Genomic DNA, 25,120 nt, shown 5'->3' on the forward strand with positions numbered 1-25,120 from the left:
CCTGTGAGAGTAGGACGCCGCCGGGCACACGAAAACAGCTGATTTTATGTCAGCTGTTTTTTTGTATATCAAAAAAACGGCCCGCATCCGTTGTGCACATAGAAACGTACTTTTTGTTGTGTTTGAAATTGTAGGACGATCACCTGTATCCATCAAAAAATCTCGAACAATATATGGTTTTTGTGAGTAAAATATCGGGTACTTATTATCATTACCATATGTTCGGGTTTTGACATACATAAATTTGGAGAAAATAGGACTGATCCCATGAATTGCAAGCAGCAAAATATTTTTGTATAATTAATGTCAAATATAGTCAAAGTCAGAGGGGGGAGGTTTAGTGAGGAATATATCAGATATCATTGAAAACTACCTCAAAAAAGTATTGGAAATGAGCGAGCAAGAGATCGTTGAAATCAAAAGAAGCGAAATTGCCGATAAATTTCAATGCGTGCCGTCCCAGATTAATTATGTGATTAATACGAGATTTACAATTGAAAGAGGTTATCTGGTAGAAAGTAAGCGTGGCGGCGGTGGCTATATCCGCATCATGAAAGTGCAATCGTACGACTACGCACATTTAATTGACCAATTATTAGCCCTGTTTAACCATCGGATTTCGCAAAGCAGTGCGGAAGATGTGGTTTATCGTCTGCTTGAAGAGGAAGTGCTGACCCAAAGAGAAGCTAAAATCATGCTAAGTGTTTTAGACCGGGCAGTACTCCATGTCGATCTTCCTGAAAGGGATGAGCTTCGAGCCAGAATGCTGAAGGCAATGTTGATGGCTTTAAAATATAAATAAGAACAGGGAGCTAGAGAGGTGAAAAAATGGTTTGCCAGGAATGTAATGAAAGGCCGGCAACACTGCATTTTACAAATTTCATTAACGGAGAAAAAACAGAGCTTCATTTATGTGAACAGTGTGCACAAGAAAAAGGCGAAATGTTTATGATGAATACAGGTCCCGGATTTTCCATTAACAATTTATTGGCAGGTTTATTGAATATTGAACCTTCATTCAAAAAAAAGCCACAGGGACCGTTTCGCCACGAGCATGTTTTACAGTGTCCGCACTGTTCCATGACATTTCCGCAGTTCGTTAAAGTAGGACGTTTCGGTTGTTCTTCATGCTATGAAACATTTAAAGAAGAACTGGAACCAGTTATCCGCAGGCTTCATGGGGGAAATTCGACGCACGAGGGGAAAATCCCTAAAAGAATTGGCGGAAGCCTACAACTTCGCAAAGATATCGAATTATTGAAGCAAACATTAAAAGATTTAATAGCAAACGAAGAGTTTGAAAAGGCAGCGGAAACACGAGACCAGATCCGGCAATTAGAAAAGAAAATGACAGACGTTGATGAGGGGAGGGATTAAGCTTGTCTCTAGAGCGGTTTACGAACCAAGCTTTCAGTTCCTGGATGAGTGAAGAGGGCCCTGATTCTGACATCGTATTAAGTTCACGGATCCGATTGGCAAGAAACCTGAATGAATTTAAATTTCCAACTTTGTACACAAATGAGGAAGCTGAAGCTGTAATTGGGACAATGAAAGACAGGTTGAACAGCGGGACAGTTCCTGAAATTGGGAAGCTGGTGCTGCTCAAAATGGATGAGATTCAGCCACTGCAAAAAAGGGTGCTGGTTGAAAAACATTTAATAAGCCCTCACCTGGCGGAACATTCTTCACATGGCGCCTGTTTACTTTCAGAAAATGAAGAAGTCAGCATCATGGTAAATGAAGAGGACCACATCAGGATTCAATGCCTTTTCCCGGGTTTTCAATTAACAGAAGCTTTAAGTATGGCAAATCATATCGATGATTGGCTTGAAGAGGATGTCAATTATGCTTTTGACGAAAAATATGGTTACCTTACCAGCTGTCCAACGAATGCTGGCACAGGGTTAAGGGCCTCGGTAATGATGCATTTGCCCGCACTTGTTCTAACCCAACAGATGAACAGGATAATCCCGGCGATTAACCAGCTCGGCCTGGTGGTAAGGGGAATATACGGCGAGGGCAGCGAAGCTCTCGGCAATATCTTTCAGATATCAAACCAGACAACACTTGGGAAGTCAGAAGAAGATATAGTCGAAGATTTAAAAAGCGTTGTGAGCCAGCTCATTTCCAGGGAGCGCTCAGCCAGGGAAGCATTAGCAAAAACTTCAAACATACAATTAGAAGACAGAGTGTTCCGGTCCTATGGGATCCTTACAAACAGCCGGATCATTGAAACGAAGGAAGCGGCCAACTGCTTGTCAGATGTCAGGCTTGGCATAGATATGGGGTATATCAAAAATATTTCCAGAACAATTTTAAATGAATTGTTGATTTTAACGCAGCCCGGGTTTTTACAGCAGTATGCAGGCGGGCCTCTCAGAGTAAATGAACGGGATATCCGCCGGGCGGCCTTAATCAGAGAGCGATTTATGATGGAAACACAATAAATGTTAGGAGGATAAGGAAATGATGTTTGGACGCTTTACAGAGAGAGCACAAAAAGTTCTGGCACTGGCACAAGAAGAAGCCATTCGACTAGGGCACAACAATATTGGCACAGAACATATTCTGCTGGGCCTTGTCCGCGAGGGAGAAGGCATTGCCGCCAAGGCTCTATACGGTTTGGGATTAGGAGCTGAAAAAATACAAAAAGAAGTTGAAAATCTCATTGGCAGGGGACAGGAGGGGTCCCAGACAATCCACTATACGCCGAGGGCAAAAAAAGTGATTGAGCTTTCAATGGACGAGGCGAGAAAGCTTGGCCATTCATATGTTGGCACAGAGCATATCCTGCTCGGCCTTATCCGTGAAGGTGAGGGAGTGGCAGCAAGGGTCCTCAACAATCTAGGTGTAAGCTTAAATAAAGCGCGCCAGCAAGTCCTGCAGCTTCTCGGGAGCAACGAGACATCCGGGCACCAGAGCGGAGGGGCAAACAACGCCAACACTCCGACCCTTGACAGCCTGGCACGGGATTTGACATCTATTGCCCGGGAAGGCAGCCTGGATCCCGTCATAGGACGAAGCAAAGAAATTCAGAGAGTCATTGAAGTTTTAAGCCGACGTACAAAAAACAACCCAGTTTTAATTGGTGAGCCAGGGGTCGGGAAAACAGCGATCGCAGAGGGTCTGGCCCAGCAAATTGTGAATAATGAAGTACCTGAGATTCTTCGCGACAAACGTGTGATGACCCTGGATATGGGGACGGTTGTTGCAGGCACAAAATACCGTGGTGAATTTGAGGACCGCCTGAAAAAAGTAATGGATGAAATCCGGCAGGCCGGAAATATCATATTATTCATTGATGAATTGCATACATTGATTGGTGCCGGGGGAGCAGAAGGTGCAATTGATGCATCAAATATCCTTAAGCCGTCCTTGGCAAGGGGAGAGCTGCAATGTATTGGGGCAACCACTCTTGATGAGTACCGCAAATATATTGAAAAGGATGCGGCCCTTGAAAGGCGTTTCCAGCCAATCACAGTCGACGAACCAACTGCTGAGGAATCAATCCAGATTTTAAAAGGTCTGAGAGACCGCTATGAAGCCCACCACCGTGTATCAATTACGGATGAAGCGATAGATGCGGCCGTGAAACTTTCAGACCGTTACATCTCCGACAGATTCCTGCCCGATAAAGCAATTGACTTGATTGACGAAGCTGGCTCAAAGGTCCGCCTAAGATCATATACGACTCCGCCAAACCTGAAAGAGCTCGAAATGAAGCTTGAAGAAGTCCGTAAAGAAAAGGATGCCTCAGTTCAGAGCCAGGAATTTGAAAAAGCAGCTTCATTGCGGGATACCGAACAGCGTTTGCGGGAGCAGCTGGAAGGTACGAAGAAAACGTGGAAGGAAAAACAGGGCAAAGAAAACAGTGAAGTGACCGTGGAAGATATCGCAAATGTGGTGGCAAGCTGGACGGGAATTCCGGTCTCCAAGCTTGCCCAGACAGAAACCGATAAACTGTTGAAGCTTGAAGAAATTCTCCATTCCCGCGTTATCGGCCAGGAAGAGGCTGTTGTGGCTGTATCAAAAGCGGTAAGAAGGGCAAGGGCTGGATTAAAAGATCCAAAACGCCCGATTGGTTCCTTTATTTTCCTCGGGCCGACTGGTGTAGGTAAAACCGAGCTTGCAAGGGCACTTGCTGAAGCAATGTTCGGCGATGAAGACGCAATGATCAGGGTCGATATGTCCGAATATATGGAGAAGCATTCTACATCACGTTTGGTGGGTTCACCGCCAGGATACGTCGGCTATGATGAAGGCGGACAGTTGACTGAAAAAGTCCGCAGGAAACCTTATTCGGTCATATTGCTGGATGAAATTGAAAAAGCCCATCCTGATGTCTTCAATATTTTGCTTCAAGTATTGGAGGATGGAAGGCTGACTGACTCAAAGGGCCGGACAGTGGATTTCCGGAACACAATTTTGATCATGACATCCAACGTCGGTGCTGAAGCATTAAAACGAAATAATTATGTGGGCTTTAACATCCAGGATGGCGCACAGGATTATAAAGATATGAAAGGGAAAGTGATGGAAGAATTGAAAAAGGCCTTCCGTCCTGAATTCCTCAACCGTATTGATGAAATCATCGTATTCCACGCCCTGGAAAGACAGCATTTGAAAGAAATTGTCACTCTCATGTCTGACCAATTAGTGAAACGCCTAAAAGAACAGGATATTTCACTTGAACTGACAGAAGCGGCAAAGGAAAAAATTTCTGATGAAGGATACGATCCAGAATACGGGGCCCGTCCGCTCCGCAGGGCGATCCAAAAACATATAGAAGACCATCTTTCAGAGGAATTACTGAAAGGCACTGTTCTAACGGGACAGCATGTTATAATCGATGTTGAGAATGATGAATTTGTAGTAAAATCGCCCGAGGGCACAGTTAAACCATAAGCGAAATTGAAATAACAAGGAGGTATACGTAGTTTTACGTGTACCTTTTTTTGCTTGAACCGTCAGAAAGTGTTATATTCTGAACACGATACAGGTCTTTAAAATTAAACAAAAATAAAGGGAAATCAAACAGTTAAGCTGAATTTATTAATATACCTTGCCGAATAAAAAAACAGGGTTTAGGCGAGTGAGGGGAAAGACAATATGGCAAAGAGAAAAACGAAATTCATGTGCAACGAATGCGGGTACGAATCGGCCAAGTGGATGGGGAAGTGCCCAGGGTGCGGCCAGTGGAATACAATGGTGGAAGAAATTGAGAGCAGCGGTTCACCAAGAAAGGGCGCATTTGCACATACAGGAACCAGTGGTGGAATATTGGCAAAAGCCACTCCCATTACCTCAATAGAGACAATTAGTGAACCACGGATAAAGACAGAAATCAATGAGTTGAACAGGGTGCTCGGAGGCGGTGTTGTAAGAGGGTCGCTTGTTTTGATCGGTGGAGACCCGGGGATTGGAAAATCAACTTTACTGCTGCAGGTATCATTTCAGCTTGCTAAAAGCGGTCATTCCGTCCTTTATATATCCGGGGAGGAATCCATGAGGCAGACAAAGCTTCGTGCTGACCGGCTCGGCGTGTCTTCCGATCATTTACTTGTTTATTCTGAAACAAATTTAGAAGAAATTAACCGGACGATTGAGAACACCAAGCCGGAATTCGTCATCGTCGATTCTATCCAGACCATTTTTCATCCAGATGTAACTTCGGCGCCAGGCAGCGTATCACAGGTAAGGGAATGCACGGCGGAACTCATGAGAATTGCCAAAACGAAGAGTGTCGCGATTTTCATTGTCGGACATGTGACAAAAGAAGGATCGATAGCCGGCCCAAGGCTTTTGGAGCATATGGTCGACACAGTTTTATATTTTGAAGGGGAGCGCCACCATACTTACCGTATATTGCGCGCAGTGAAAAATAGATTTGGGTCTACAAACGAGATGGGCATATTCGAGATGAAGGAAGCCGGTCTGGAAGAAGTGGCGAACCCTTCGGAAATCTTTCTAGAGGAAAGATCCCAGGGAGCGTCCGGTTCGACCGTTGTTGCTTCTATGGAAGGCACCCGGCCGGTATTAGTGGAGATACAGGCGTTAATATCTCCAACAAGCTTTGGCAATCCGAGACGAATGGCAACGGGAATCGACCATAACCGGGTTTCGTTGTTAATGGCTGTACTGGAAAAAAGGGTAGGAATGCTGCTTCAGAATCAGGATGCTTATTTGAAGGTTGCCGGCGGGGTAAAATTAGACGAGCCCGCAATTGATTTGGCGATCGCAGTTAGCATTGCTTCAAGCTTTCGGGACAAACCTACTCGTCCGTCGGATTGCATTATCGGTGAGGTTGGGCTCACCGGTGAAGTCAGGCGAGTATCAAGAATTGAACAGCGGGTTCAGGAAGCTGCAAAGCTCGGCTTTGAAAGGGTCATTCTGCCGGCAAATAACCTGGGTGGATGGAGTTGTCCTAAAGGAATCCAGTTAATCGGAGTATCGTCTGTCAGCCAGGCATTAAAGGAGGCATTAGGGGGGTAAGCTGTGGAAAACAGAGTAATGGAGGAAAAATCCATAACTGAGATCCTTGAATTCATTGCTCCAGGTACGCCCATCAGGGAAGGTATTGATAATGTATTGCGTGCCAACACCGGCGGCCTTATCGTAATTGGTTATAATGACAAGGTCAAAGCCCTGGTGGACGGAGGTTTTGAGATTAATTGCAGGTTTAGCCCAAGTGCTTTATATGAACTTGCAAAAATGGACGGGGCCATTGTTCTTAACGAAACAGGCAGCAAAATCCTGATTGCCAATGCCCAGCTGGCCCCTGACCCCGGGGTTCCATCTTCCGAAACTGGAATGAGGCACCGGACGGCCGAAAGAGTGGCACGGCAAACAAAAACGCTGGTGGTCGCCATATCCCAGCGAAGAAATGTGATTACAATCTATTTGGGAAATACCCGCTATGTCTTAAAGGATATCGCCGTCATTTTGGCAAAAGCCAACCAGGCGGTGCAGACGCTGGATAAATACAGGTCTGTACTCGAACAAAGCATTGCCAATTTGGGCATCATGGAATTTGAGGAATTGGTGACATACAATGATTTGCTTCAGGTCATTCACCGGTTTGAAATGGTCTGGAGGATAAAGAATGAACTGCTGGCCTATCTAAGTGAACTGGGGATGGAAGGGAGGCTTGTCCGTCTTCAAATGCTGGAACTGTTGGTGGATCTTGAAAAAGAAGCCCTGCTCGTGATCAAAGATTATGGGCAGGATGCAGAGGCAAAAGCAGAGGATATCCTTTCTAGATTCCAGGAGCTTTCGAAGGTCAGCGTAATCGAAGATTCGTTGATTTTAAAAATGCTTGGGTGCCAGGGTTATGTCCATCTTGATGAATTTATTTGTCCAAGAGGATACAGGATGCTCAACAAAATCCCCAGACTTCCGCTGATTATCATTGAAAACCTCATAAAAAAATTTCAAAAACTCCCGGAAATCCTGTCTGCGTCTGTTGAAGCTCTTGATGAGGTGGAAGGAATCGGCGAGGTCAGGGCAAGAAAAATCAAAGAAGGTTTAAAGGGTATTCGGGCCCAGCTATTGTCAGAACGTTCGATTTAACTGGAAGAAAAATGCGCCGGCAATTATTTGACATGGTTATTTCCCGATGCTACTTTTAAGAAGAGCAAAAATAACTGCCTGCTGAAAGACGGCATAAATATTACATTAATAGTTCGTCTTTGTATAGCCTCTTTAGATAAAAAAATCTCACATCGGGAACGTTTCAATTTTTGGAAATTGTTTATAATGAGTAGAAGGAGGTGAAGGGATGTTAAGACGTATCATACAAGCCTGCTTTCTCATCATCGGAGGAACGCTTGGTATATTCTTAATTCCTGATTTATTATTAATGCTTAATCTGGAGGATATTCCTCTAATCAATAATCCATATTCATCAGCTGTTCTGGGTGCACTTATATTTTATCTTATTACTTTCTGGGCGGTAGACTACGTGACGGGATTTGTCAGGTGGGCGGAGGAGTCTTTGATTAAAGCCCCGATCACAGACTTGATTTTTGGCAGCGTCGGCCTCATTTTAGGCTTGTTCATCGCCTTTCTTATGGCATTTCCTCTTAATGCGATTCAAGTGCCTGTGGTGAATACAGTCGCTCCAACCTTGCTTACCCTTTTGTTGGGGTATCTTGGCTTTCAGGTGGGCTTCAAAAAGCGCGACGAACTGCTTCATCTTTTTTCCACCCGCAAGAAAAAAAGCGGCGAGGAAGAAGTAGAAAAGGAAGCCGCTGGAGCGCTGAAAATCCTGGATACGAGTGTAATTATCGACGGAAGGATTGCTGATATTTGCCAGACCGGGTTTCTGCAAGGGACGATTGTGATTCCCCAGTTTGTCCTGGAAGAACTGCAGCATATCGCCGATTCATCGGATGTGCTGAAAAGAAACCGCGGACGCCGGGGTCTGGATATCTTGAACCGCATCCAAAAAGAACTTGCCATCAAAGTGGAAATTTACGAAGGCGATTTTGAAGAAATCCAGGAAGTGGACAGCAAGCTTGTAAAACTTGCAAAAATCACTGGTGGGGTAGTTGTGACCAATGATTTCAATTTGAACAAGGTTTGTGAACTGCAAAATGTGGCAGTGTTGAATATCAATGATCTTGCAAATGCAGTCAAGCCAGTCGTGCTGCCAGGTGAGGAACTAAATATTCAAGTCATTAAGGACGGAAAGGAACACAACCAGGGTGTTGCGTATCTTGATGACGGCACAATGATCGTCGTCGAAGAGGGACGGGATTACATCGGCAAACGAATCGATGTCCTCGTAACTAGCGTTCTTCAGACCTCGGCGGGAAGAATGATTTTTGCTAAACCAAAGTTACTGGAAAAAGCTTTATAGAATAGATGGGAGTAATATGATGGCCTATCAAGTCATTATCCCTGCTGCCGGCCAGGGTAAACGAATGGGTGCAGGGAAAAACAAACTCTTCCTGACATTAAATGATGTACCGGTGTTTATCCATACACTGAAAGTGTTTGAAGAAGACGATGAATGCGAAGGAATCGTCCTTGTAATACACCCTGATGATCGCGAGCAATTCGTTCGCCTGCTTGATTTTTATCAGATTGTTAAAGTGACTGCGCTCGTTCCGGGGGGCAGGGAACGCCAGGACAGTGTTTACAATGGTTTGAAAGCAGTGCGATCTGATGGCATTGTCCTTGTCCATGATGCGGCCAGGCCGTTTATTAAAAGACAAATCATCCATCAGCTTGTAAAGGCAGCAGAACTGGAGGGGGCAGCGATTGTCGCGGTTCCGGTAAAAGACACGATCAAGAAGGCAGACAGCCTTCATGTAATTGAGACAGTTGAGCGTTCCAGCTTGTGGGCAGTGCAGACCCCACAAGCTTTTCGCGTTTCTGTCCTCCTGGATTCGCATAAACAGGCAGTCCAGGACAGCTTTATCGGCACGGATGATGCAAGCCTTGCCGAACGCCTTGGCCACAAAGTAATTATTATCAAGGGCGATTATGATAATATTAAATTAACTACGCCTGAAGATTTATATTTTGCTGAAGCGATTATCCGCAAGCAGCAGAGTTTATAGCGAGAACGATTAAAGGAGCAATTGAGATGTTTCGGATTGGACAGGGGTTTGATGTACATCAACTAACAGAAGGACGGCCATTAATTATCGGCGGAATCAAAATTCCCTATGAAAAAGGCCTGTTGGGGCATTCAGATGCGGATGTTCTTTTACATACAATTGCGGATGCCTGCCTTGGCGCGGTTGCTGAAGGGGATATTGGCAAGCATTTCCCTGACACTGACCCCAAATTTAAGGATGCTGATTCCGGCAAGCTGTTGGAGCATGTATGGGCTATAGTAAAAGAAAAAGGCTATGAACTGGTCAATGTTGACTGCACCATCATCGCTCAAAAGCCCAAAATGGCTCCATATATTGACCCAATAAGAGAAAACATCGCCACTCTTTTGGAAGCGACAACGGCACAAGTGAATGTAAAAGCAACGACAACAGAGAAACTTGGTTTTACAGGGCGGGGTGAAGGGATTGCAGCCCAGGCTGTAATTTTATTAAAAAATTCAAACGGCAGCTACTGACCGGCTTTATTCAGCCGCTTCTGAATGATACAATTACTGGCGGTGAAGCAGAGATAAGAAGGAGGATACCAAATGTCAGAAATTCGTGTACGTTATGCCCCGAGTCCGACAGGGCATTTACATATCGGCAATGCGCGCACCGCGCTTTTTAACTATTTATTTGCACGCAATCAGGATGGCAAGTTTATTATAAGGATAGAAGACACAGATAAAAAAAGGAATATTGAAGGCGGGGAACAGAGCCAGCTTAATTACTTAAAATGGCTGGGAATAGACTGGGATGAAAGTGTCGATGTAGGCGGGGAATACGGACCATACCGGCAGTCCGAGCGCGGTTCTATTTATGAAAAATATAATGAGGAACTTCTTAATAAAGGCCTTGCCTATAAATGCTATTGTACCGAAGAAGAGCTGGAAGCAGAACGGGAAGCACAGATCGCACGTAACGAAACACCTCATTATTCCGGCAGATGCCGGCATTTAACTGATGCACAGAGGGAGAAGCTTGAAAATGAGGGCCGGCAGCCGAGCATCAGATTTAAAGTTGAAGCAGGAAAGGTGCTCGCATTTGATGACATGGTAAAAGGCCATGTATCGTTTGAATCCGAAGGAATGGGTGATTTTGTCATTGTCAAAAAAGACGGGACCCCGACCTATAACTATGCAGTAGTTTTAGACGACCATCTTATGAAAATTTCCCATGTTTTGCGCGGGGATGACCATATTTCCAACACTCCCAAACAGCTTCTGATTTATGAAGCGTTTGGTTGGGAACCGCCCATATTCGGCCATATGACATTGATTGTGAATGAAAGCCGGAAAAAATTGAGCAAGCGCGATGAATCAATCATTCAGTTTATAGAACAGTATGAAGTGCTAGGTTATCTTCCGGAAGCGCTGTTCAATTTTATTGGGCTTCTTGGGTGGTCACCATCCGGTGAAGATGAGATTTTTTCCAAAGAGGAATTTATTAAAATATTTGATCCGGCCCGGCTGTCCAAATCGCCTGCCCTGTTCGACCAGCAAAAGCTTGCCTGGATGAACAACCAGTATATGAAAAAAGCAGAGCTTGATAAGGTTGTGGCACTTGCTTTGCCACACCTCATTAAAGCAGGCCGTGTGAGTGAAAACAGGACTGAAGAGGAGGACCGCTGGGTGCGCAGCCTTATATCACTGTATCATGACCAACTGAGCTACGGAGCTGAAATAGTCGAGCTATCAAGTATATTTTTCCGTGATGAAGTGCACTATGATGAGGAAGCGAAAGCCGTTCTTGAAGAAGAGCAGGTGCCTGAAGTACTGCAGGCTTTTCTTGAGGAAATCGATGAGCTCCCAGAATTTACTGCAGACGCAATAAAAGGCGCTTTGAAGTCGGTCCAGAAAAAAACCGGCCATAAAGGAAAAAAACTATTCATGCCTGTCCGTGTCGCCGCCACAGGACAGTCGCACGGTCCCGATCTTATGCTTGCCATCGAGCTTCTTGGAAGAGAAAAAGTAAACAACCGATTAAAAAATGTCTTGAGTTAAATTTTTTGGATATTTTTTGGTTAACAGATTGGCAAAAATATAATATATTAAGAGTAATTCGATAACAGAAAGTGTTGAAGAGGAAAAGTAGGAAAGTGATGCTTTTTAGAGAGAACCATCATCGGCTGAAAGTGGTTCAGGCCTCTCATTTTTTGAAATGCGCCTCAGAGCCCCTGAATGAAAGGAAAAAAGTCTCAATTAGTTCAGGGCGGGACCTCCCGTTAACAGGAAAAGTTGGGGCCGGAACGCTTAGCGACAGGCCCAAACAGAGTGGAACCGCGCATTAAGCGTCTCTGTCATTCAAGGACAGAGACGCTTTTTTTGTATCCAAAATTGTTTAAAAAAATTTCTATCCTTACTAATGGAGGAACAGATATGTTTAAAAAACTGAAAGAAGATGTAGAAGTTGTCTTTGATCAGGATCCTGCGGCAAGAACTTATTTAGAAGTAGTGCTGACATATTCCGGATTACACGCGATTTGGGCCCATAGAATGGCCCACTGGTTATTCAAACGTAAATATTACTTTGTAGCCAGAGTCATTTCCCAGGCCAGCCGCTTTTTTACAGGGATTGAAATCCACCCTGGCGCTAAAATTGGCCGCCGTTTTTTCATTGACCATGGAATGGGCGTCGTTATCGGGGAAACATGTGAAATAGGTGATAATGTCACCGTGTTCCAGGGAGTGACTCTTGGCGGAACTGGCAAAGAAAAAGGCAAGCGCCACCCTACGGTGAAAGACAATGTATTGATTTCGACCGGTGCGAAGGTACTTGGATCGATTACGATCGGGGAGAACTCAAAAATTGGTGCCGGCTCAGTAGTCCTGAAGGATGTGCCGCCGAACTCGACCGTAGTGGGGGTTCCCGGCAGAGTGGTGATCCAGGATGGGGTAAGGCTGCGAAAGGATTTAAACCACACCGATCTTCCGGACCCGATATCCGACCGTTGCAGAGACATCGAAGTCGAAATACAAAGGCTTAAAAGAGAGCTTGAAGAGGCTAGAAACGAAAGGAGCAGCACCCATGCCAATACAAATATATAATACACTCACCAGGAAAAAGGAAGAATTTATCCCGCTTGAAGAAGGTAAAGTCAAAATGTATGTATGCGGCCCGACTGTATATAACTATATCCACATCGGAAACGCAAGGCCGGCCATCGTATTTGATACAGTCCGGCGTTATCTCGAGTACAGGGGCTATGATGTACGCTTTATTTCTAATTTTACAGATGTCGATGATAAGCTGATAAAGGCAGCGAATCAACTGGGTGAGGATGTTCCGGCGATTGCCGAAAGGTTTATTAATGCTTATTTTGAAGATGTTTCCGCCCTTGGCTGCAATCGGGCCGACGTCCATCCCCGTGTCACTGAGACGATGGATATCATTATTTCGTTCATCGGAGCCTTGATTGAAAAAGGATTCGCATACGAGTCCGGGGGAGATGTGTATTTCCGGACGAGGGAATTTGACGGATATGGAAAGCTCTCACATCAATCAATTGATGAACTGAGGGTTGGTGCCCGCATACAGGTGGGTGAAAAGAAACAGGATGCGCTTGATTTCGCATTGTGGAAAGCGGCCAAGGAAGGGGAAATTTACTGGGACAGCCCGTGGGGCAAGGGACGTCCGGGCTGGCATATTGAGTGCTCTGCGATGGCGAGGCAGTACCTTGGAGATACGATTGACATCCACGCTGGCGGACAGGATCTGACATTTCCGCACCACGAAAACGAGATTGCCCAATCCGAAGCACTCACGGGAAAAACCTTTGCCCGGTATTGGATGCATAATGGTTATATTAATATTGATAATGAAAAAATGTCAAAATCACTTGGGAATTTTGTCCTTGTCCATGACATCATAAAGAAGCACGATCCACAGGTGTTACGATTTTTCATGCTGTCCGTCCATTATCGCAATCCGATCAATTACAGCGAAGAGCTGTTGGAAAATACGAAAGCGGCGTTTGACAGGCTGAAAACTTCCTACCAGAATCTGAAGCATCGCATCGAAGCAAGCACTAATTTAACAGATGACAATGCGGTTTGGCTGGATAAAATCGATGCCCTCAGGTCCCAATTCATCACTGAAATGAATGATGACTTCAACACGGCCAATGGCGTCTCTGTTATATTTGAGCTGTCGAAGCTTGCCAACTTGTACTTAATGGAGAAAAACACTTCAGTCCATGTGATAGAGTCATTCATCCATCTCTTCGAAGAGCATTTTTCTGTTTTAGGGCTGAAGCTCGAAGATGAACAACTGCTAGATGAAGAAATTGAGTCCTTGATCGAACAGCGGAACCAGGCACGCAAGGACCGGAATTTTAAGTTGTCCGACGACATCAGGGACCAGCTGAAGGAAATGAACATCATCCTGGAAGACACACCTCAGGGCACAAGATGGAAAAGAGGCTGACTTAATGCTTCATTACGAGGAAAAAGTGGATGAAAAGCAATTGAACAGCCTTGCTCTTGCCTACATGGGGGATGCCGTGTTTGAAGTTTACGTAAGGCACCATCTCCTTCAAAGCGGAAAGGTAAAGCCGAATAAGCTGCATAAGGAGGCCACGGCATACGTTTCTGCCAAAGCGCAGGCGCACATCTTGCATAAGCTGATGGATGGGTTGACCGAAGTCGAGGAAGCGGTAGTCAGGCGAGGGCGAAACGCCAAGTCGGGCACCGTGCCTAAAAATACTGATGTACAAACCTACCGCTATAGTACAGCATTTGAAGCATTGATTGGGTATTTGTATCTTGGCGGCAAGCAGGACAGGCTTCAGCAGCTGATAGCGGCTGCTTTCTCGATAGTCGAGGACAAGAAAGGAGGAGCATCATGAGCGAGGAATATATCATTGGAAAAAATCCGGTCATTGAAGTCCTGAAATCGGGCCGCGACATTAATAAAATATTAATTGCTGAAGGGTCGCAACGGGGCCAGATGCAGAAGATAACCGAACTGGCGAAAGAAGCAAATGTGATTGTGCAATTTGTCCCAAAGAAAAAACTGGACCAGCTCAGTGAAGGCAGCCATCAGGGAGTGATTGCCCAGGTGGCAGCCTATGAATATGCGGAGGTGGATGATTTATTTGCAGCAGCGGAAAAAAGAGGTGAACCTCCATTCTTTTTGCTGCTTGACGAAATTGAGGATCCGCATAATTTAGGGTCGATCATGAGGACTGCAGATGCATCCGGCGCACATGGGATCATCATCCCGAAAAGAAGGGCCGTCGGGCTGACAGCCACCGTCGCAAAGGCTTCAACAGGGGCGATTGAGTATATACCCGTTGCCAGGGTCACTAATATGGCACGAACAATTGATGAACTGAAAGAGCGGGGGATCTGGATAGCCGGAACAGATGCAGCTGGCAACCAGGATTACCGGACGATGGATGGGACCCTTCCTCTTGGCCTTGTCATTGGCAGTGAGGGCAAAGGAATGGGAAGGCTGATCAGGGAAAAATGTGATTTTCTGCTGCGGCTCCCAATGGCGGGCCGGGTCACGTCCTTGAATGCCTCGGTCGCAGCCGCCCTTTTAATGTATGAAGTTTATCGAAAACGCCGTCCTCCAGAGGCATAAATATGGATATCCTGCTTGTGGATGGTTACAACATTATCGGGGCATGGCCGGAACTGAGCAATCTCAAGAATAAGGAATTTTCCGCCGCCAGGGATCTTCTCGTTGAAAAAATGGCTGAATACCAGGCTTATACTGGTTATCGGGTAATCGTCGTTTTCGATGCCCATTTCGTCCAGGGCATTGAAAAAAAACATAAAAATTTTAAAGTGGAAGTCATTTTCACCCGGGAAAACGAAACCGCTGATGAACGGATTGAAAAATTGGCGATCGAACTGAGTAACCGCAAGACACAGATTCATGTGGCGACGTCGGATTTTACTGAACAATGGGCCATTTTTGGGCAGGGAGCGTTAAGAAAGTCAGCCAGGGAATTACTGATTGAGATGAATATGATTGAGAGCCGAATTGGAAAGCGCGTAAAAAAAATCCAGGAAAAGAAACCAGTTTCCAAAATACCACTCAGCGATGAAGTGGCAGAAATTTTCGAAAAATGGCGCCGCGGGGAAAAGTGAGTGGTTGACGCTAAAAAAACCCGTGCTGTATAATATTTCTATCTATGGATGTTCGGGCGGGGGGATCTAAGTGAATACAGACTTCAGGGCAAAGATGAACATGAGATATGCCGAACTAGAGGATGAAGTGATTGTAGAAGCGGTTCACAGCGGAGAAAGTGAAGCGCTGGATTTTTTGATCCATAAGTACCGGAATTTTGTCCGTGCGAAGGCCAGATCATACTTTTTAATCGGTGCTGACAAAGAAGATATCATCCAGGAAGGCATGATTGGACTTTATAAAGCAATCAGGGATTTTAAAGAGGACAAGCTTACCTCGTTCAAGGCATTTGCAGAGCTCTGTATCACGAGGCAGATTATCACCGCGATAAAAACGGCCACAAGGCAAAAGCATATCCCGCTGAACTCGTATGTATCACTGGACAAGCCTATCTATGACGAAGAATCTGACAGAACCCTCATGGATGTATTGTCCGGAGCAAAAGTAATGGATCCCGAAGAATTGATCATCAACCAGGAAGAGTTTGACCAGATAGAAGATAAAATGTCGGAATTGTTAAGCGACCTGGAGAAAAAGGTCCTTGCCCTGTATCTGGATGGTCAATCTTACCAGGAAATTTCCGAAGAACTGAACCGCCATGTGAAATCAATTGACAACGCCCTGCAGCGGGTCAAACGCAAACTCGAAAAGTACCTTGAAGTAAGGGAACTGTCAGTCTAGTATTTTACGTAAAACTGCCATAAACCCGTCTTTTATTCTAGCTGCCGCTTATTGACATGTACTACCAGCCGTGTTACATTTTTAAGGACGTAAAAAGACAGGCTAGCTATAGCGCCGGCCATCTGCCTGGATCACGGTTAATCCAGGGTTTACAGGCGCTTTCGCTTTCCAGTTGGCAGGTGTCATAATGAGAAAAAAGGTTATTCTTGCTTGTGTGGAATGCGGGTCCCGCAATTACACTACGATGAGTAATAAACAGTCTCAAACAGAACGGCTGCAATTGCAGAAATTCTGTGATAAATGCAATGCTCATACAGTCCACCGAGAAACGAAGTAACTGTTAATTGATAGATTCAAGTGCATATCCATAAGTGGAGGTCAAATAATGCAACGCATCTTTAATTTTTTCCGAGAAGTTGGCCGTGAAATGAGGAAAGTCAGCTGGCCGAAGCGCCGTGAGCTGACAAGATATACAATAACCGTTCTGTCTACCGTTGTATTTGCTGCACTGTTCTTTGCGGTACTGGATCTCGGTATTTCTGAATTGGTTCGCCTTATTCTTGAATAACTCCTGCTGTCTCATGGTATAATGGAGAATATAGCAGGAAAATGTTTGTAAAGCCCGGCAACGGGTTTTTTATTTTGGAAATTTACAATCATTGTTAAATGACAAAATGATAGCAAATGAAGCTTTAAACGCAGGGAGGGAAGGACAGTTTAGTCCTAAGCGATGGAAAAGAATTGGTATGTAGTTCATACGTACTCCGGCTACGAAAACAAGGTGAAAACCAATCTGGAGAAACGTGTAGAGTCTATGGGAATGCAGGATAAAATCTTCCGCGTCATCGTACCGGAAGACGAAGAAACAGATTTCAAGAACGGGAAGAAGAAAGTAGTCAAACGCAAAACGTTCCCCGGTTATGTATTAGTAGAATTGGTCATGACAGATGATTCCTGGTACGTGGTCCGCAATACACCCGGTGTAACCGGCTTTGTTGGCTCTGCTGGTTCCGGATCGAAACCAACTCCGCTGCTTCCTGAGGAAGTAGCGACAATACTTAAGCGTATGGGAGTAGAAGAGAAACGGATTGATGTGGACTACGAGATCGGGGAGACCGTGCAGGTGTCCGAAGGGCCGTTTACTAACTTTACAGGTTCAGTTGAGGAGATTGATAAGGACAAAGGCAAGCTAAAAGTGCTTGTCAATATGTTTGGGCGCGATACCCCGGTTGAGCTCGAGTTTTCACAGATCAAAAAATTATAATTTGAAATAACTTGAAATCAACTTGGAAAAGTGGTAATATTTCATAGGTCAGTATGTCTCGGCAACCCGAGACTGACTTATGTCAAGTTCTTTATTCTTTATATAAAGAAAGATTTGAGTGGGAGGGTAAAACCCTATTACCACATCACGGACTTTAAGGAGGTGTGTCTCGTGGCTAAAAAAGTAATTAAGGTTGTAAAATTGCAAATTCCTGCAGGTAAAGCTAATCCGGCGCCACCAGTTGGTCCTGCATTGGGTCAAGCAGGTGTAAACATCATGGGATTCTGTAAGGAGTTCAACGCTCGTACAGCTGACCAGGCTGGTTTGATCATTCCTGTTGAGATTACGGTTTTTGAAGACCGTTCATTTACATTTATTACGAAAACTCCTCCTGCTGCCGTTCTTCTGAAAGTAGCAGCTGGAATTCAGTCTGGTTCTGGTGAACCAAACCGTAATAAAGTGGCAACAGTCAAGCGCGATAAAGTACGCGAGATTGCTGAACAAAAAATGCCTGACCTGAACGCTGCAAGCGTTGATGCGGCTATGCGCATGGTCGAAGGTACTGCACGCAGCATGGGAATCGTCATCGAAGACTAATTTCCATGTTTTAGGCAAGGGATGATGAGGGGTTGCGACGCTGAACACGATTCACTCGCAACCTTTATTCTGTCCAACATAAGTGTCTGGCACGTTCCAGGCGCTTGTCGTATGACTAGCATCGGTGCCTGCTGGTGCCACGCTTGTCGTCGTGGGAGGTTATTCCGTTAAAACCACAATCAAGGAGGAAATTGAAATGGCAAAAAAAAGCAAGAAGTTTTTAGAAGCCGCTAAGCTTGTTGACCGTACAAAAGCTTATGATGTGGCAGAAGCAATTGAGCTTGCTAAAAAAACAAGCACAGTTAAATTTGACGCAACTGTTGAAGCAGCATTTCGTTTGGGTGTAGACCCTAAGAAAGCTGACCAGCAAATCCGCGGAGCAGTTGTCCTGCCAAACGGAACTGGTAAAACTCAGCGTGTACTTGTATTCGCAAAAGGTGAAAAAGTGAAGGAAGCAGAAGCTGCCGGAGCTGATTATGTAGGAGATGCAGAATACATCAACAAAATCCAGCAAGGCTGGTTTGAATTTGATGTAATCGTTGCTACCCCTGACATGATGGGTGAAGTTGGTAAGCTTGGACGTGTATTAGGTCCTAAAGGCTTAATGCCAAACCCTAAGACAGGAACAGTAACTTTCGATGTTACACGGGCAGTAAATGAAATTAAAGCAGGTAAAGTGGAATACCGTGTTGATAAAGCGGGTAACATCCATGTGCCGATCGGAAAAGTATCTTTCGAAGATCAGAAGCTGATTGAAAACTTCACTACTATCTTTGAAACAATGCTAAAAGTGAAGCCGTCTGCTGCTAAAGGAACCTACATGAAGAACGTTACAGTATCCACTACAATGGGCCCTGGCGTGAAAGTAGATCCAGCAACAGTATCTGCGAAATAAGGTATTGACAACTTAGAATACATTTAATATAATGTATTCTGTTGTGAAAAATAGAATAACATTTGTACCGCAGACAGCAGGTGCCTGAAGGCTTAATTTCCTGCCGAGGTCATACGATAGATTTTAATTGTGTAACTATTGTATACAGCCTCCATGTCTGTCCGGCATGGAGGCTTTTTATTTGGCCGGTATAAATGCAGAAAAACTACAGGAGGTGTAAGGATGAGCAGCGCTATCGAACAAAAGAAATTAATCGTAGACGAAATTGCTGACAAACTGAAAGCAAGTAAATCTACAATCGTTGTTGACTACCGCGGATTGAATGTTGCTGAAGTAACTGAACTTCGCAAACAGCTTCGTGATGCTGGCATCGACTTCAAAGTTTACAAAAACACGATGACTCGCCGTGCCGCTGAAGTGGCTGAGCTTGCTGGTCTAAATGAAGCATTAACAGGACCAAACGCAATTGCATTCAGTAATGAAGACGTAGTTGCACCTGCGAAAATCCTTAATGATTTCGCAAAAACACACGAAGCTCTTGAAATCAAGGCTGGTGTGATCGAAGGAAACGTTGCAACTGTTGAAGAAATCAAGGCACTTGCAGACCTGCCGTCTCGCGAAGGCTTGCTTTCCATGTTGCTCAGCGTACTTCAAGCTCCAATCCGCAATCTTGCTCTTGCTGCAAAAGCTGTTGCAGACCAAAAAGAAGAACAAGGTGCGTAAGCTAGACTTATCGGTTAACTATTAATAAATCAAAAAATTCGAGGAGGATATTTAATCATGACTAAAGAACAAATCATTGAAGCAGTTAAAAATATGACTGTTTTAGAACTTAACGATCTAGTAAAAGCAATTGAAGAAGAGTTCGGCGTAACTGCTGCTGCTCCTGTAGCAATGGTAGGAGGCGGCGCTGGTGAAGCTGCTGCTGAGAAGACTGAATTCGATGTAGTATTGGCAAGCCCTGGCGACCAGAAGATCAAAGTTATCAAGGTTGTCCGTGAAATCACTGGTCTTGGCCTGAAAGAAGCAAAAGACCTTGTTGACAACACTCCAAAAGCTCTTAAAGAAGGCATCTCTAAAGAAGAAGCTGAAGAACTTAAAGCTAAGCTTGAAGAAGTTGGAGCTAACGTAGAAGTTAAGTAATAAACCTGAAAAAAGCTCGCTGTTAAAGCGGGCTTTTTTTTACCCGGTGAATGCAGCCGGCCTTTCCGGTTTATCTTTTTTGCATTTCGATAAGCATTTGCTTATAATTACCGGACGAAGGCTTTTGTTGTTTTTAACGTGTGCAGAGGTGAAATGTCATGAGCGAACATTATTATTCCCGAAGTCCGGAAACGGCAAGTGACCCTGTTTATTGGGATTTTACGCTTCGCGGCAATAAGTTTCGTTTTAAAACAGACAGCGGAGTGTTCTCAAAAAAAGAAGTGGACTTTGGCTCCCGGTTATTGATTGATACATTTGAATTGCCTGAAAACCACGGCCGCATTTTGGATGTGGGCTGCGGATATGGCCCGATTGGGCTTTCAATTGCAAAAGCGTATCCAGACACATTTGTGCACATGGTCGATGTAAATGAACGTGCACTTAGCCTGGCGAAAGAAAATGCACAACTCAATAATATACAAAATGTCCATGTCTATGAGAGTGACCGCCTTACCGGAGTGAGCGAAAAGGAATTCATGGCAATCGTCACAAATCCCCCGATCAGGGCGGGGAAAAAAGTGGTGCATGAAATATTTGAACAAAGTTCGCATCATTTACTGCCAGGGGGAGAACTGTGGGTTGTCATTCAAAAAAAACAAGGTGCTCCTTCTGCAATTGACAAACTCAATGGCTTGTTTGGCCAAGTCGATGTTGTCGAAAAGAAAAAAGGTTATTTCATCATTAAAGCGAAAAAAAGTTGACGTGGCAAAACTGCTATGTTAATATTATAAAATGCCAAAATAATATTTTCTGCCAATTTGCTAAAATCATCGAAAGATGTATAATTTTGGTTTATTGTGGAAAAACTAACAAAATAATAGTTAGTCGGAGGAAATCTGGTTTTTTGAAGAAAAACCTTTTTCTTTTTGTCTTATGAAATGGCCTTGCCATTAATGGGACATGGATAGATGCTATAATAACGCTTGATTTGAGGGGTGAATCAGTTGACAGGTCAACTAGTTCAGTATGGACGACACCGCCAACGGAGAAGTTACGCTCGTATCAGTGAAGTATTAGAATTGCCGAATTTGATTGAAATTCAAACCTCTTCTTATCAATGGTTCCTTGATGAGGGACTAAGAGAAATGTTTCATGATATTTCTCCGATTGAAGACTTCACTGGTAATTTATCACTGGAATTCATTGATTACAGCCTTGGCGATCCAAAATATCCAGTTGAAGAATCAAAAGAAAGAGACGTAACCTATTCCGCACCTTTACGTGTGAAAGTTCGCCTTGTGAACAAAGAGACAGGCGAAGTGAAAGACCAGGATGTGTTCATGGGGGATTTCCCTCTGATGACCGAAACTGGCACCTTTGTAATCAATGGTGCTGAGAGGGTCATTGTATCACAGCTCGTGCGTTCGCCTAGCGTATACTACAGCGGCAAGTTGGATAAGAACGGAAAGAAAGGTTTTTCAGCAACCGTCATTCCAAACCGCGGTGCGTGGCTTGAGTACGAAACGGATGCAAAAGATGTTGTATATGTAAGGATCGATCGTACGCGGAAACTCCCTGTTACGGTTCTTTTGCGTGCGCTTGGTTTTGGCTCTGATCAGGAAATCATTGATCTGATCGGGGATAATGAATATATCCGTAATACCCTTGAAAAAGACAATACCGAAAGCACTGAAAAAGCATTGCTCGAAATATATGAACGTCTCCGTCCTGGTGAACCGCCTACAGTAGACAACGCGAAAAGCCTCTTGGTTTCAAGGTTTTTCGATCCAAAGAGGTACGATTTAGCCAATGTGGGACGATACAAGATCAATAAAAAGCTTCATATTAAAAACCGCCTGTTCGGGCAAAAGCTGGCTGAGACGCTGGTTGATCCGGAAACAGGAGAAATCATTGCTGAAAAAGGGGTTGCACTTGACCGGAGGACACTCGACCGGATCATTCCCAACCTCGAGAAGGATGTTGGTTTTAAAAACTACAACCCATATGGCGGTGTGGTAGAAGATGATATCACACTCCAGACCATAAAAATTTACGCACCAAACGAAGAGGGCGAAAAGGTCATCAATGTCATTGGCAATGCCTATGTTGATGAATCGATTAAAAATATTGCTCCTTCTGATATCATTGCTTCAATCAGTTACTTCTTTAACTTGCTGCATGGTGTGGGTGACACAGATGATATCGACCATCTTGGCAACAGGCGCCTCCGTTCTGTAGGGGAACTGCTGCAAAACCAGTTCCGTATTGGTTTGTCAAGGATGGAACGTGTTGTCCGGGAGAGAATGTCCATCCAGGACACTGCAACCATTACACCACAGCAATTGATCAATATACGGCCAGTGATTGCGTCCATAAAAGAATTCTTCGGAAGCTCCCAGCTTTCGCAGTTCATGGACCAGACAAATCCTTTGGCCGAACTGACGCACAAACGCCGTCTGTCTGCGCTTGGGCCTGGTGGTTTAACGCGTGAGCGCGCCGGATTCGAAGTGCGTGACGTCCACTACTCCCATTACGGGCGTATGTGTCCGATAGAAACGCCTGAAGGTCCGAACATCGGCTTGATTAACTCACTTTCCAGCTTTGCGAAGGTAAACCGCTTCGGTTTTATCGAAACGCCTTACCGCCGTGTAGACCCTGAAACCGGAAAAGTAACCAGCCAGATTGATTACTTGACTGCGGATGAAGAGGATAACTACGTAGTGGCGCAGGCAAATGCCCGCCTGTCGGATGATGGCTCTTTCATTGATGAGGACATCATCGCCCGTTTCCGCGGTGAAAACACGGTTGTCAAGCGTGACCGTGTGGATTACATGGATGTTTCGCCAAAACAGGTTGTATCTGCGGCGACTGCGTGTATCCCGTTCCTCGAGAACGATGACTCGAACCGTGCCCTGATGGGTGCGAACATGCAGCGGCAGGCTGTTCCGTTAATGGAACCTGAAGCGCCAAGAGTCGGTACAGGAATGGAACACGTCTCGGCCAGGGATTCAGGTGCAGCTGTAATCTGTAAGCATGAAGGTATCGTCGAACACGTTGAAGCCCGTGAGGTAAGGGTTCGCCGTATTCAAGTAGTGGACGGACAAGAAGTGAAAGGTGACCTTGACAGGTACCGCATGCTGAAGTTCATCCGTTCAAACCAGGGAACATGCTATAACCAGCGCCCGATTGTAAGTGTTGGTGACCGTGTCGTTAAAGGTGAGATCCTTGCGGACGGACCTTCCATGGAAAAAGGGGAACTTGCGCTTGGCCGTAACGTTCTCGTAGCGTTCATGACTTGGGATGGCTATAACTACGAGGATGCCATCATCATGAGCGAACGTCTTGTTAAAGACGATGTTTATACTTCGATCCATATTGAAGAGTACGAATCAGAAGCCCGTGATACAAAGCTTGGGCCTGAAGAAATAACCCGTGATATTCCAAACGTCGGTGAAGATGCGCTTCGCAATCTTGATGAGCGCGGAATCATCCGCATCGGGGCCGAAGTAAAAGATGGCGACCTTCTTGTCGGAAAAGTTACACCTAAAGGGGTAACTGAATTAACAGCAGAAGAACGCCTTCTCCATGCCATCTTCGGTGAAAAAGCAAGAGAAGTCCGTGATACGTCACTACGGGTTCCACATGGCGGCGGAGGCATTGTGCTCGATGTGAAAGTGTTCAACCGTGAAGACGGTGATGAGCTCCCTCCAGGCGTAAACCAGCTTGTCCGTGTTTATATCGTTCAGAAGCGTAAAATTTCTGAAGGGGACAAAATGGCGGGACGCCACGGAAACAAAGGGGTAATATCCAAGATCCTTCCGGAAGAAGACATGCCTTACCTTCCAGATGGCACGCCGGTTGATATCATGTTAAACCCGTTAGGGGTTCCGTCACGTATGAATATCGGACAGGTGCTTGAGCTCCATCTTGGAATGGCCGCCCGTTACCTTGGCATTCACGTTGCTTCACCGGTATTCGACGGAGCGCGTGAGGAGGATGTGTGGGCGACAATCGAAGAGGCTGGTATGGCTCGTGATGCCAAAACAGTCCTTTATGATGGCCGTACAGGTGAACCATTTGATAACCGTGTGTCTGTCGGTGTCATGTACATGATTAAACTGGCACACATGGTTGACGATAAATTGCATGCCCGTTCTACAGGACCTTACTCCCTTGTTACTCAGCAGCCACTTGGCGGTAAAGCCCAGTTTGGCGGCCAGCGTTTCGGGGAAATGGAAGTCTGGGCACTTGAAGCATATGGTGCTGCCTATACACTCCAGGAAATTTTAACAGTTAAATCCGACGACGTTGTCGGCCGTGTTAAAACTTATGAAGCGATCGTCAAGGGCGAGAATGTACCAGAACCAGGTGTTCCGGAATCCTTCAAGGTATTGATGAAAGAACTGCAAAGCCTTGGCATGGATGTAAAAATCCTTTCCGGCGATGAAAAAGAAATCGAGATGCGCGACTTTGATGACGATGAAGAGCTGCAGCATGCCGAAACATTAACGATTGCCCCTGAAATGGAAGACTTGGATTCAGAGAAAGTCGGAATGAAAGAATAGTATCCATGCAGCGTCAAAAGGGCCAAATCACCGAAGCATCGGTGATTTGGCGTTTACGCCATTGGTTTGTCTAGCTGCAGCGCCTAACCAGTTTTCAGCCCGAATGAGCTTCTTCGAGTACCTTGCGAAGATCGTGAGATTTGAGCAGCTCGGGTCATAAGCCGATCCCCTTCAGAAGTCAAAAAGCGACTTCCTGCGGGGCTCGTCTTATGCCTGTCGGGGCTGGACAAGG

The 25,120-nt window shown here is 45.1% G+C and carries 25 protein-coding genes and 2 other annotated features; all 25 genes read left to right on the plus strand.

Going from position 1 to position 25,120, the window contains the following annotated elements; all coding sequences use genetic code 11:
• Positions 1 to 391 precede the first annotated feature (391 nt).
• The 25 genes from CVD19_RS11645 (at position 392) to rpoB (ending at position 24,888) form a co-directional block, all read left to right on the plus strand.
• The gene (locus CVD19_RS11645) at positions 392 to 802 is read left to right on the plus strand and encodes a CtsR family transcriptional regulator (protein ID WP_374702885.1); all 411 of its coding nucleotides are present in this window, start codon (positions 392 to 394) and stop codon (positions 800 to 802) included.
• 26 nt (positions 803 to 828) lie between these two features.
• A complete protein-coding gene (locus tag CVD19_RS11650; RefSeq protein ID WP_101582043.1) occupies positions 829 to 1,377 on the plus strand; it encodes a UvrB/UvrC motif-containing protein in 549 nt (182 codons plus the stop codon).
• Between the two features lie 2 nt (positions 1,378 to 1,379).
• Complete coding sequence (locus CVD19_RS11655) at positions 1,380 to 2,447, plus strand: protein arginine kinase (RefSeq protein ID WP_101582044.1); 1,068 nt, start codon at positions 1,380 to 1,382, stop codon at positions 2,445 to 2,447.
• Positions 2,448 to 2,466: 19 nt separating this feature from the next.
• Complete coding sequence (clpC, locus tag CVD19_RS11660; protein WP_101582045.1) at positions 2,467 to 4,905, plus strand: ATP-dependent protease ATP-binding subunit ClpC; 2,439 nt, start codon at positions 2,467 to 2,469, stop codon at positions 4,903 to 4,905.
• A 204-nt stretch (positions 4,906 to 5,109) separates the two neighbouring features.
• The gene (radA, locus tag CVD19_RS11665) at positions 5,110 to 6,492 is read left to right on the plus strand and encodes a DNA repair protein RadA (protein ID WP_101582046.1); all 1,383 of its coding nucleotides are present in this window, start codon (positions 5,110 to 5,112) and stop codon (positions 6,490 to 6,492) included.
• Positions 6,493 to 6,510: 18 nt separating this feature from the next.
• Positions 6,511 to 7,569 (plus strand): DNA integrity scanning diadenylate cyclase DisA, encoded by a 1,059-nt coding sequence (disA, locus tag CVD19_RS11670; protein WP_374702886.1) that lies wholly within the window; start codon positions 6,511 to 6,513, stop codon positions 7,567 to 7,569.
• A gap of 208 nt (positions 7,570 to 7,777) precedes the next feature.
• On the plus strand, positions 7,778 to 8,860 hold the full coding sequence (locus CVD19_RS11675) for a PIN/TRAM domain-containing protein (RefSeq protein WP_101582048.1): 1,083 nt from the start codon (positions 7,778 to 7,780) through the stop codon (positions 8,858 to 8,860).
• A gap of 19 nt (positions 8,861 to 8,879) precedes the next feature.
• Positions 8,880 to 9,566, plus strand: coding sequence for a 2-C-methyl-D-erythritol 4-phosphate cytidylyltransferase (ispD, locus tag CVD19_RS11680; protein WP_101582049.1), 687 nt, complete (start codon positions 8,880 to 8,882; stop codon positions 9,564 to 9,566).
• A 26-nt stretch (positions 9,567 to 9,592) separates the two neighbouring features.
• A complete protein-coding gene (ispF, locus tag CVD19_RS11685; protein ID WP_101582050.1) occupies positions 9,593 to 10,081 on the plus strand; it encodes a 2-C-methyl-D-erythritol 2,4-cyclodiphosphate synthase in 489 nt (162 codons plus the stop codon).
• 72 nt (positions 10,082 to 10,153) lie between these two features.
• Positions 10,154 to 11,608: a glutamate--tRNA ligase gene (gene gltX, locus CVD19_RS11690; protein ID WP_101582051.1), complete on the plus strand. Its 1,455-nt coding sequence runs from the start codon at positions 10,154 to 10,156 to the stop codon at positions 11,606 to 11,608.
• Between the two features lie 65 nt (positions 11,609 to 11,673).
• Positions 11,674 to 11,906, plus strand: a binding site (T-box leader).
• A 77-nt stretch (positions 11,907 to 11,983) separates the two neighbouring features.
• Complete coding sequence (gene cysE / locus CVD19_RS11695; protein WP_101582052.1) at positions 11,984 to 12,652, plus strand: serine O-acetyltransferase; 669 nt, start codon at positions 11,984 to 11,986, stop codon at positions 12,650 to 12,652.
• A complete protein-coding gene (cysS, locus tag CVD19_RS11700; RefSeq protein ID WP_101582053.1) occupies positions 12,633 to 14,030 on the plus strand; it encodes a cysteine--tRNA ligase in 1,398 nt (465 codons plus the stop codon). The genes cysE and cysS overlap by 20 nt, the downstream gene beginning before the upstream one ends.
• Before the next feature lie 4 nt (positions 14,031 to 14,034).
• The gene (locus CVD19_RS11705) at positions 14,035 to 14,451 is read left to right on the plus strand and encodes a Mini-ribonuclease 3 (RefSeq protein WP_101582054.1); all 417 of its coding nucleotides are present in this window, start codon (positions 14,035 to 14,037) and stop codon (positions 14,449 to 14,451) included.
• Positions 14,448 to 15,191 (plus strand): 23S rRNA (guanosine(2251)-2'-O)-methyltransferase RlmB, encoded by a 744-nt coding sequence (gene rlmB, locus CVD19_RS11710; protein ID WP_101582055.1) that lies wholly within the window; start codon positions 14,448 to 14,450, stop codon positions 15,189 to 15,191. Before CVD19_RS11705 ends, rlmB begins: the two co-directional genes overlap by 4 nt.
• Positions 15,192 to 15,193: 2 nt before the next feature.
• On the plus strand, positions 15,194 to 15,703 hold the full coding sequence (locus CVD19_RS11715) for an NYN domain-containing protein (RefSeq protein ID WP_101582056.1): 510 nt from the start codon (positions 15,194 to 15,196) through the stop codon (positions 15,701 to 15,703).
• A 94-nt stretch (positions 15,704 to 15,797) separates the two neighbouring features.
• Complete coding sequence (sigH, locus tag CVD19_RS11720) at positions 15,798 to 16,424, plus strand: RNA polymerase sporulation sigma factor SigH (protein ID WP_180953602.1); 627 nt, start codon at positions 15,798 to 15,800, stop codon at positions 16,422 to 16,424.
• 187 nt (positions 16,425 to 16,611) lie between these two features.
• Positions 16,612 to 16,761 (plus strand): 50S ribosomal protein L33, encoded by a 150-nt coding sequence (rpmG, locus tag CVD19_RS11725; RefSeq protein ID WP_101582058.1) that lies wholly within the window; start codon positions 16,612 to 16,614, stop codon positions 16,759 to 16,761.
• Between the two features lie 48 nt (positions 16,762 to 16,809).
• Positions 16,810 to 16,992, plus strand: a complete 183-nt coding sequence (gene secE, locus CVD19_RS11730) for a preprotein translocase subunit SecE (RefSeq protein WP_101582059.1) — start codon at positions 16,810 to 16,812, stop codon at positions 16,990 to 16,992.
• Between the two features lie 162 nt (positions 16,993 to 17,154).
• Positions 17,155 to 17,688, plus strand: a complete 534-nt coding sequence (gene nusG, locus CVD19_RS11735; RefSeq protein ID WP_101582060.1) for a transcription termination/antitermination protein NusG — start codon at positions 17,155 to 17,157, stop codon at positions 17,686 to 17,688.
• A gap of 171 nt (positions 17,689 to 17,859) precedes the next feature.
• On the plus strand, positions 17,860 to 18,285 hold the full coding sequence (gene rplK / locus CVD19_RS11740) for a 50S ribosomal protein L11 (protein ID WP_142383523.1): 426 nt from the start codon (positions 17,860 to 17,862) through the stop codon (positions 18,283 to 18,285).
• 196 nt (positions 18,286 to 18,481) lie between these two features.
• A complete protein-coding gene (gene rplA, locus CVD19_RS11745) occupies positions 18,482 to 19,180 on the plus strand; it encodes a 50S ribosomal protein L1 (RefSeq protein WP_101582061.1) in 699 nt (232 codons plus the stop codon).
• Between the two features lie 49 nt (positions 19,181 to 19,229).
• Positions 19,230 to 19,369: a sequence feature (ribosomal protein L10 leader region), on the plus strand.
• A gap of 33 nt (positions 19,370 to 19,402) precedes the next feature.
• A complete protein-coding gene (gene rplJ, locus CVD19_RS11750) occupies positions 19,403 to 19,903 on the plus strand; it encodes a 50S ribosomal protein L10 (RefSeq protein WP_101582062.1) in 501 nt (166 codons plus the stop codon).
• 57 nt (positions 19,904 to 19,960) lie between these two features.
• Complete coding sequence (gene rplL / locus CVD19_RS11755; protein WP_101582063.1) at positions 19,961 to 20,323, plus strand: 50S ribosomal protein L7/L12; 363 nt, start codon at positions 19,961 to 19,963, stop codon at positions 20,321 to 20,323.
• Between the two features lie 158 nt (positions 20,324 to 20,481).
• Positions 20,482 to 21,084 carry a class I SAM-dependent methyltransferase gene (locus CVD19_RS11760; RefSeq protein WP_101582064.1) on the plus strand — a complete coding sequence of 201 codons (603 nt, stop codon included), beginning with the start codon at positions 20,482 to 20,484 and terminating at the stop codon, positions 21,082 to 21,084.
• A gap of 243 nt (positions 21,085 to 21,327) precedes the next feature.
• Entirely contained in the window at positions 21,328 to 24,888 is a 3,561-nt protein-coding gene (gene rpoB, locus CVD19_RS11765) for a DNA-directed RNA polymerase subunit beta (protein WP_101582065.1), read from the plus strand.
• Positions 24,889 to 25,120 lie beyond the last annotated feature (232 nt).

The sequence above is a fragment of the Bacillus sp. T33-2 genome, assembly GCF_002860205.1.
In the GTDB taxonomy this organism is placed as follows: domain Bacteria; phylum Bacillota; class Bacilli; order Bacillales; family Cytobacillaceae; genus T33-2.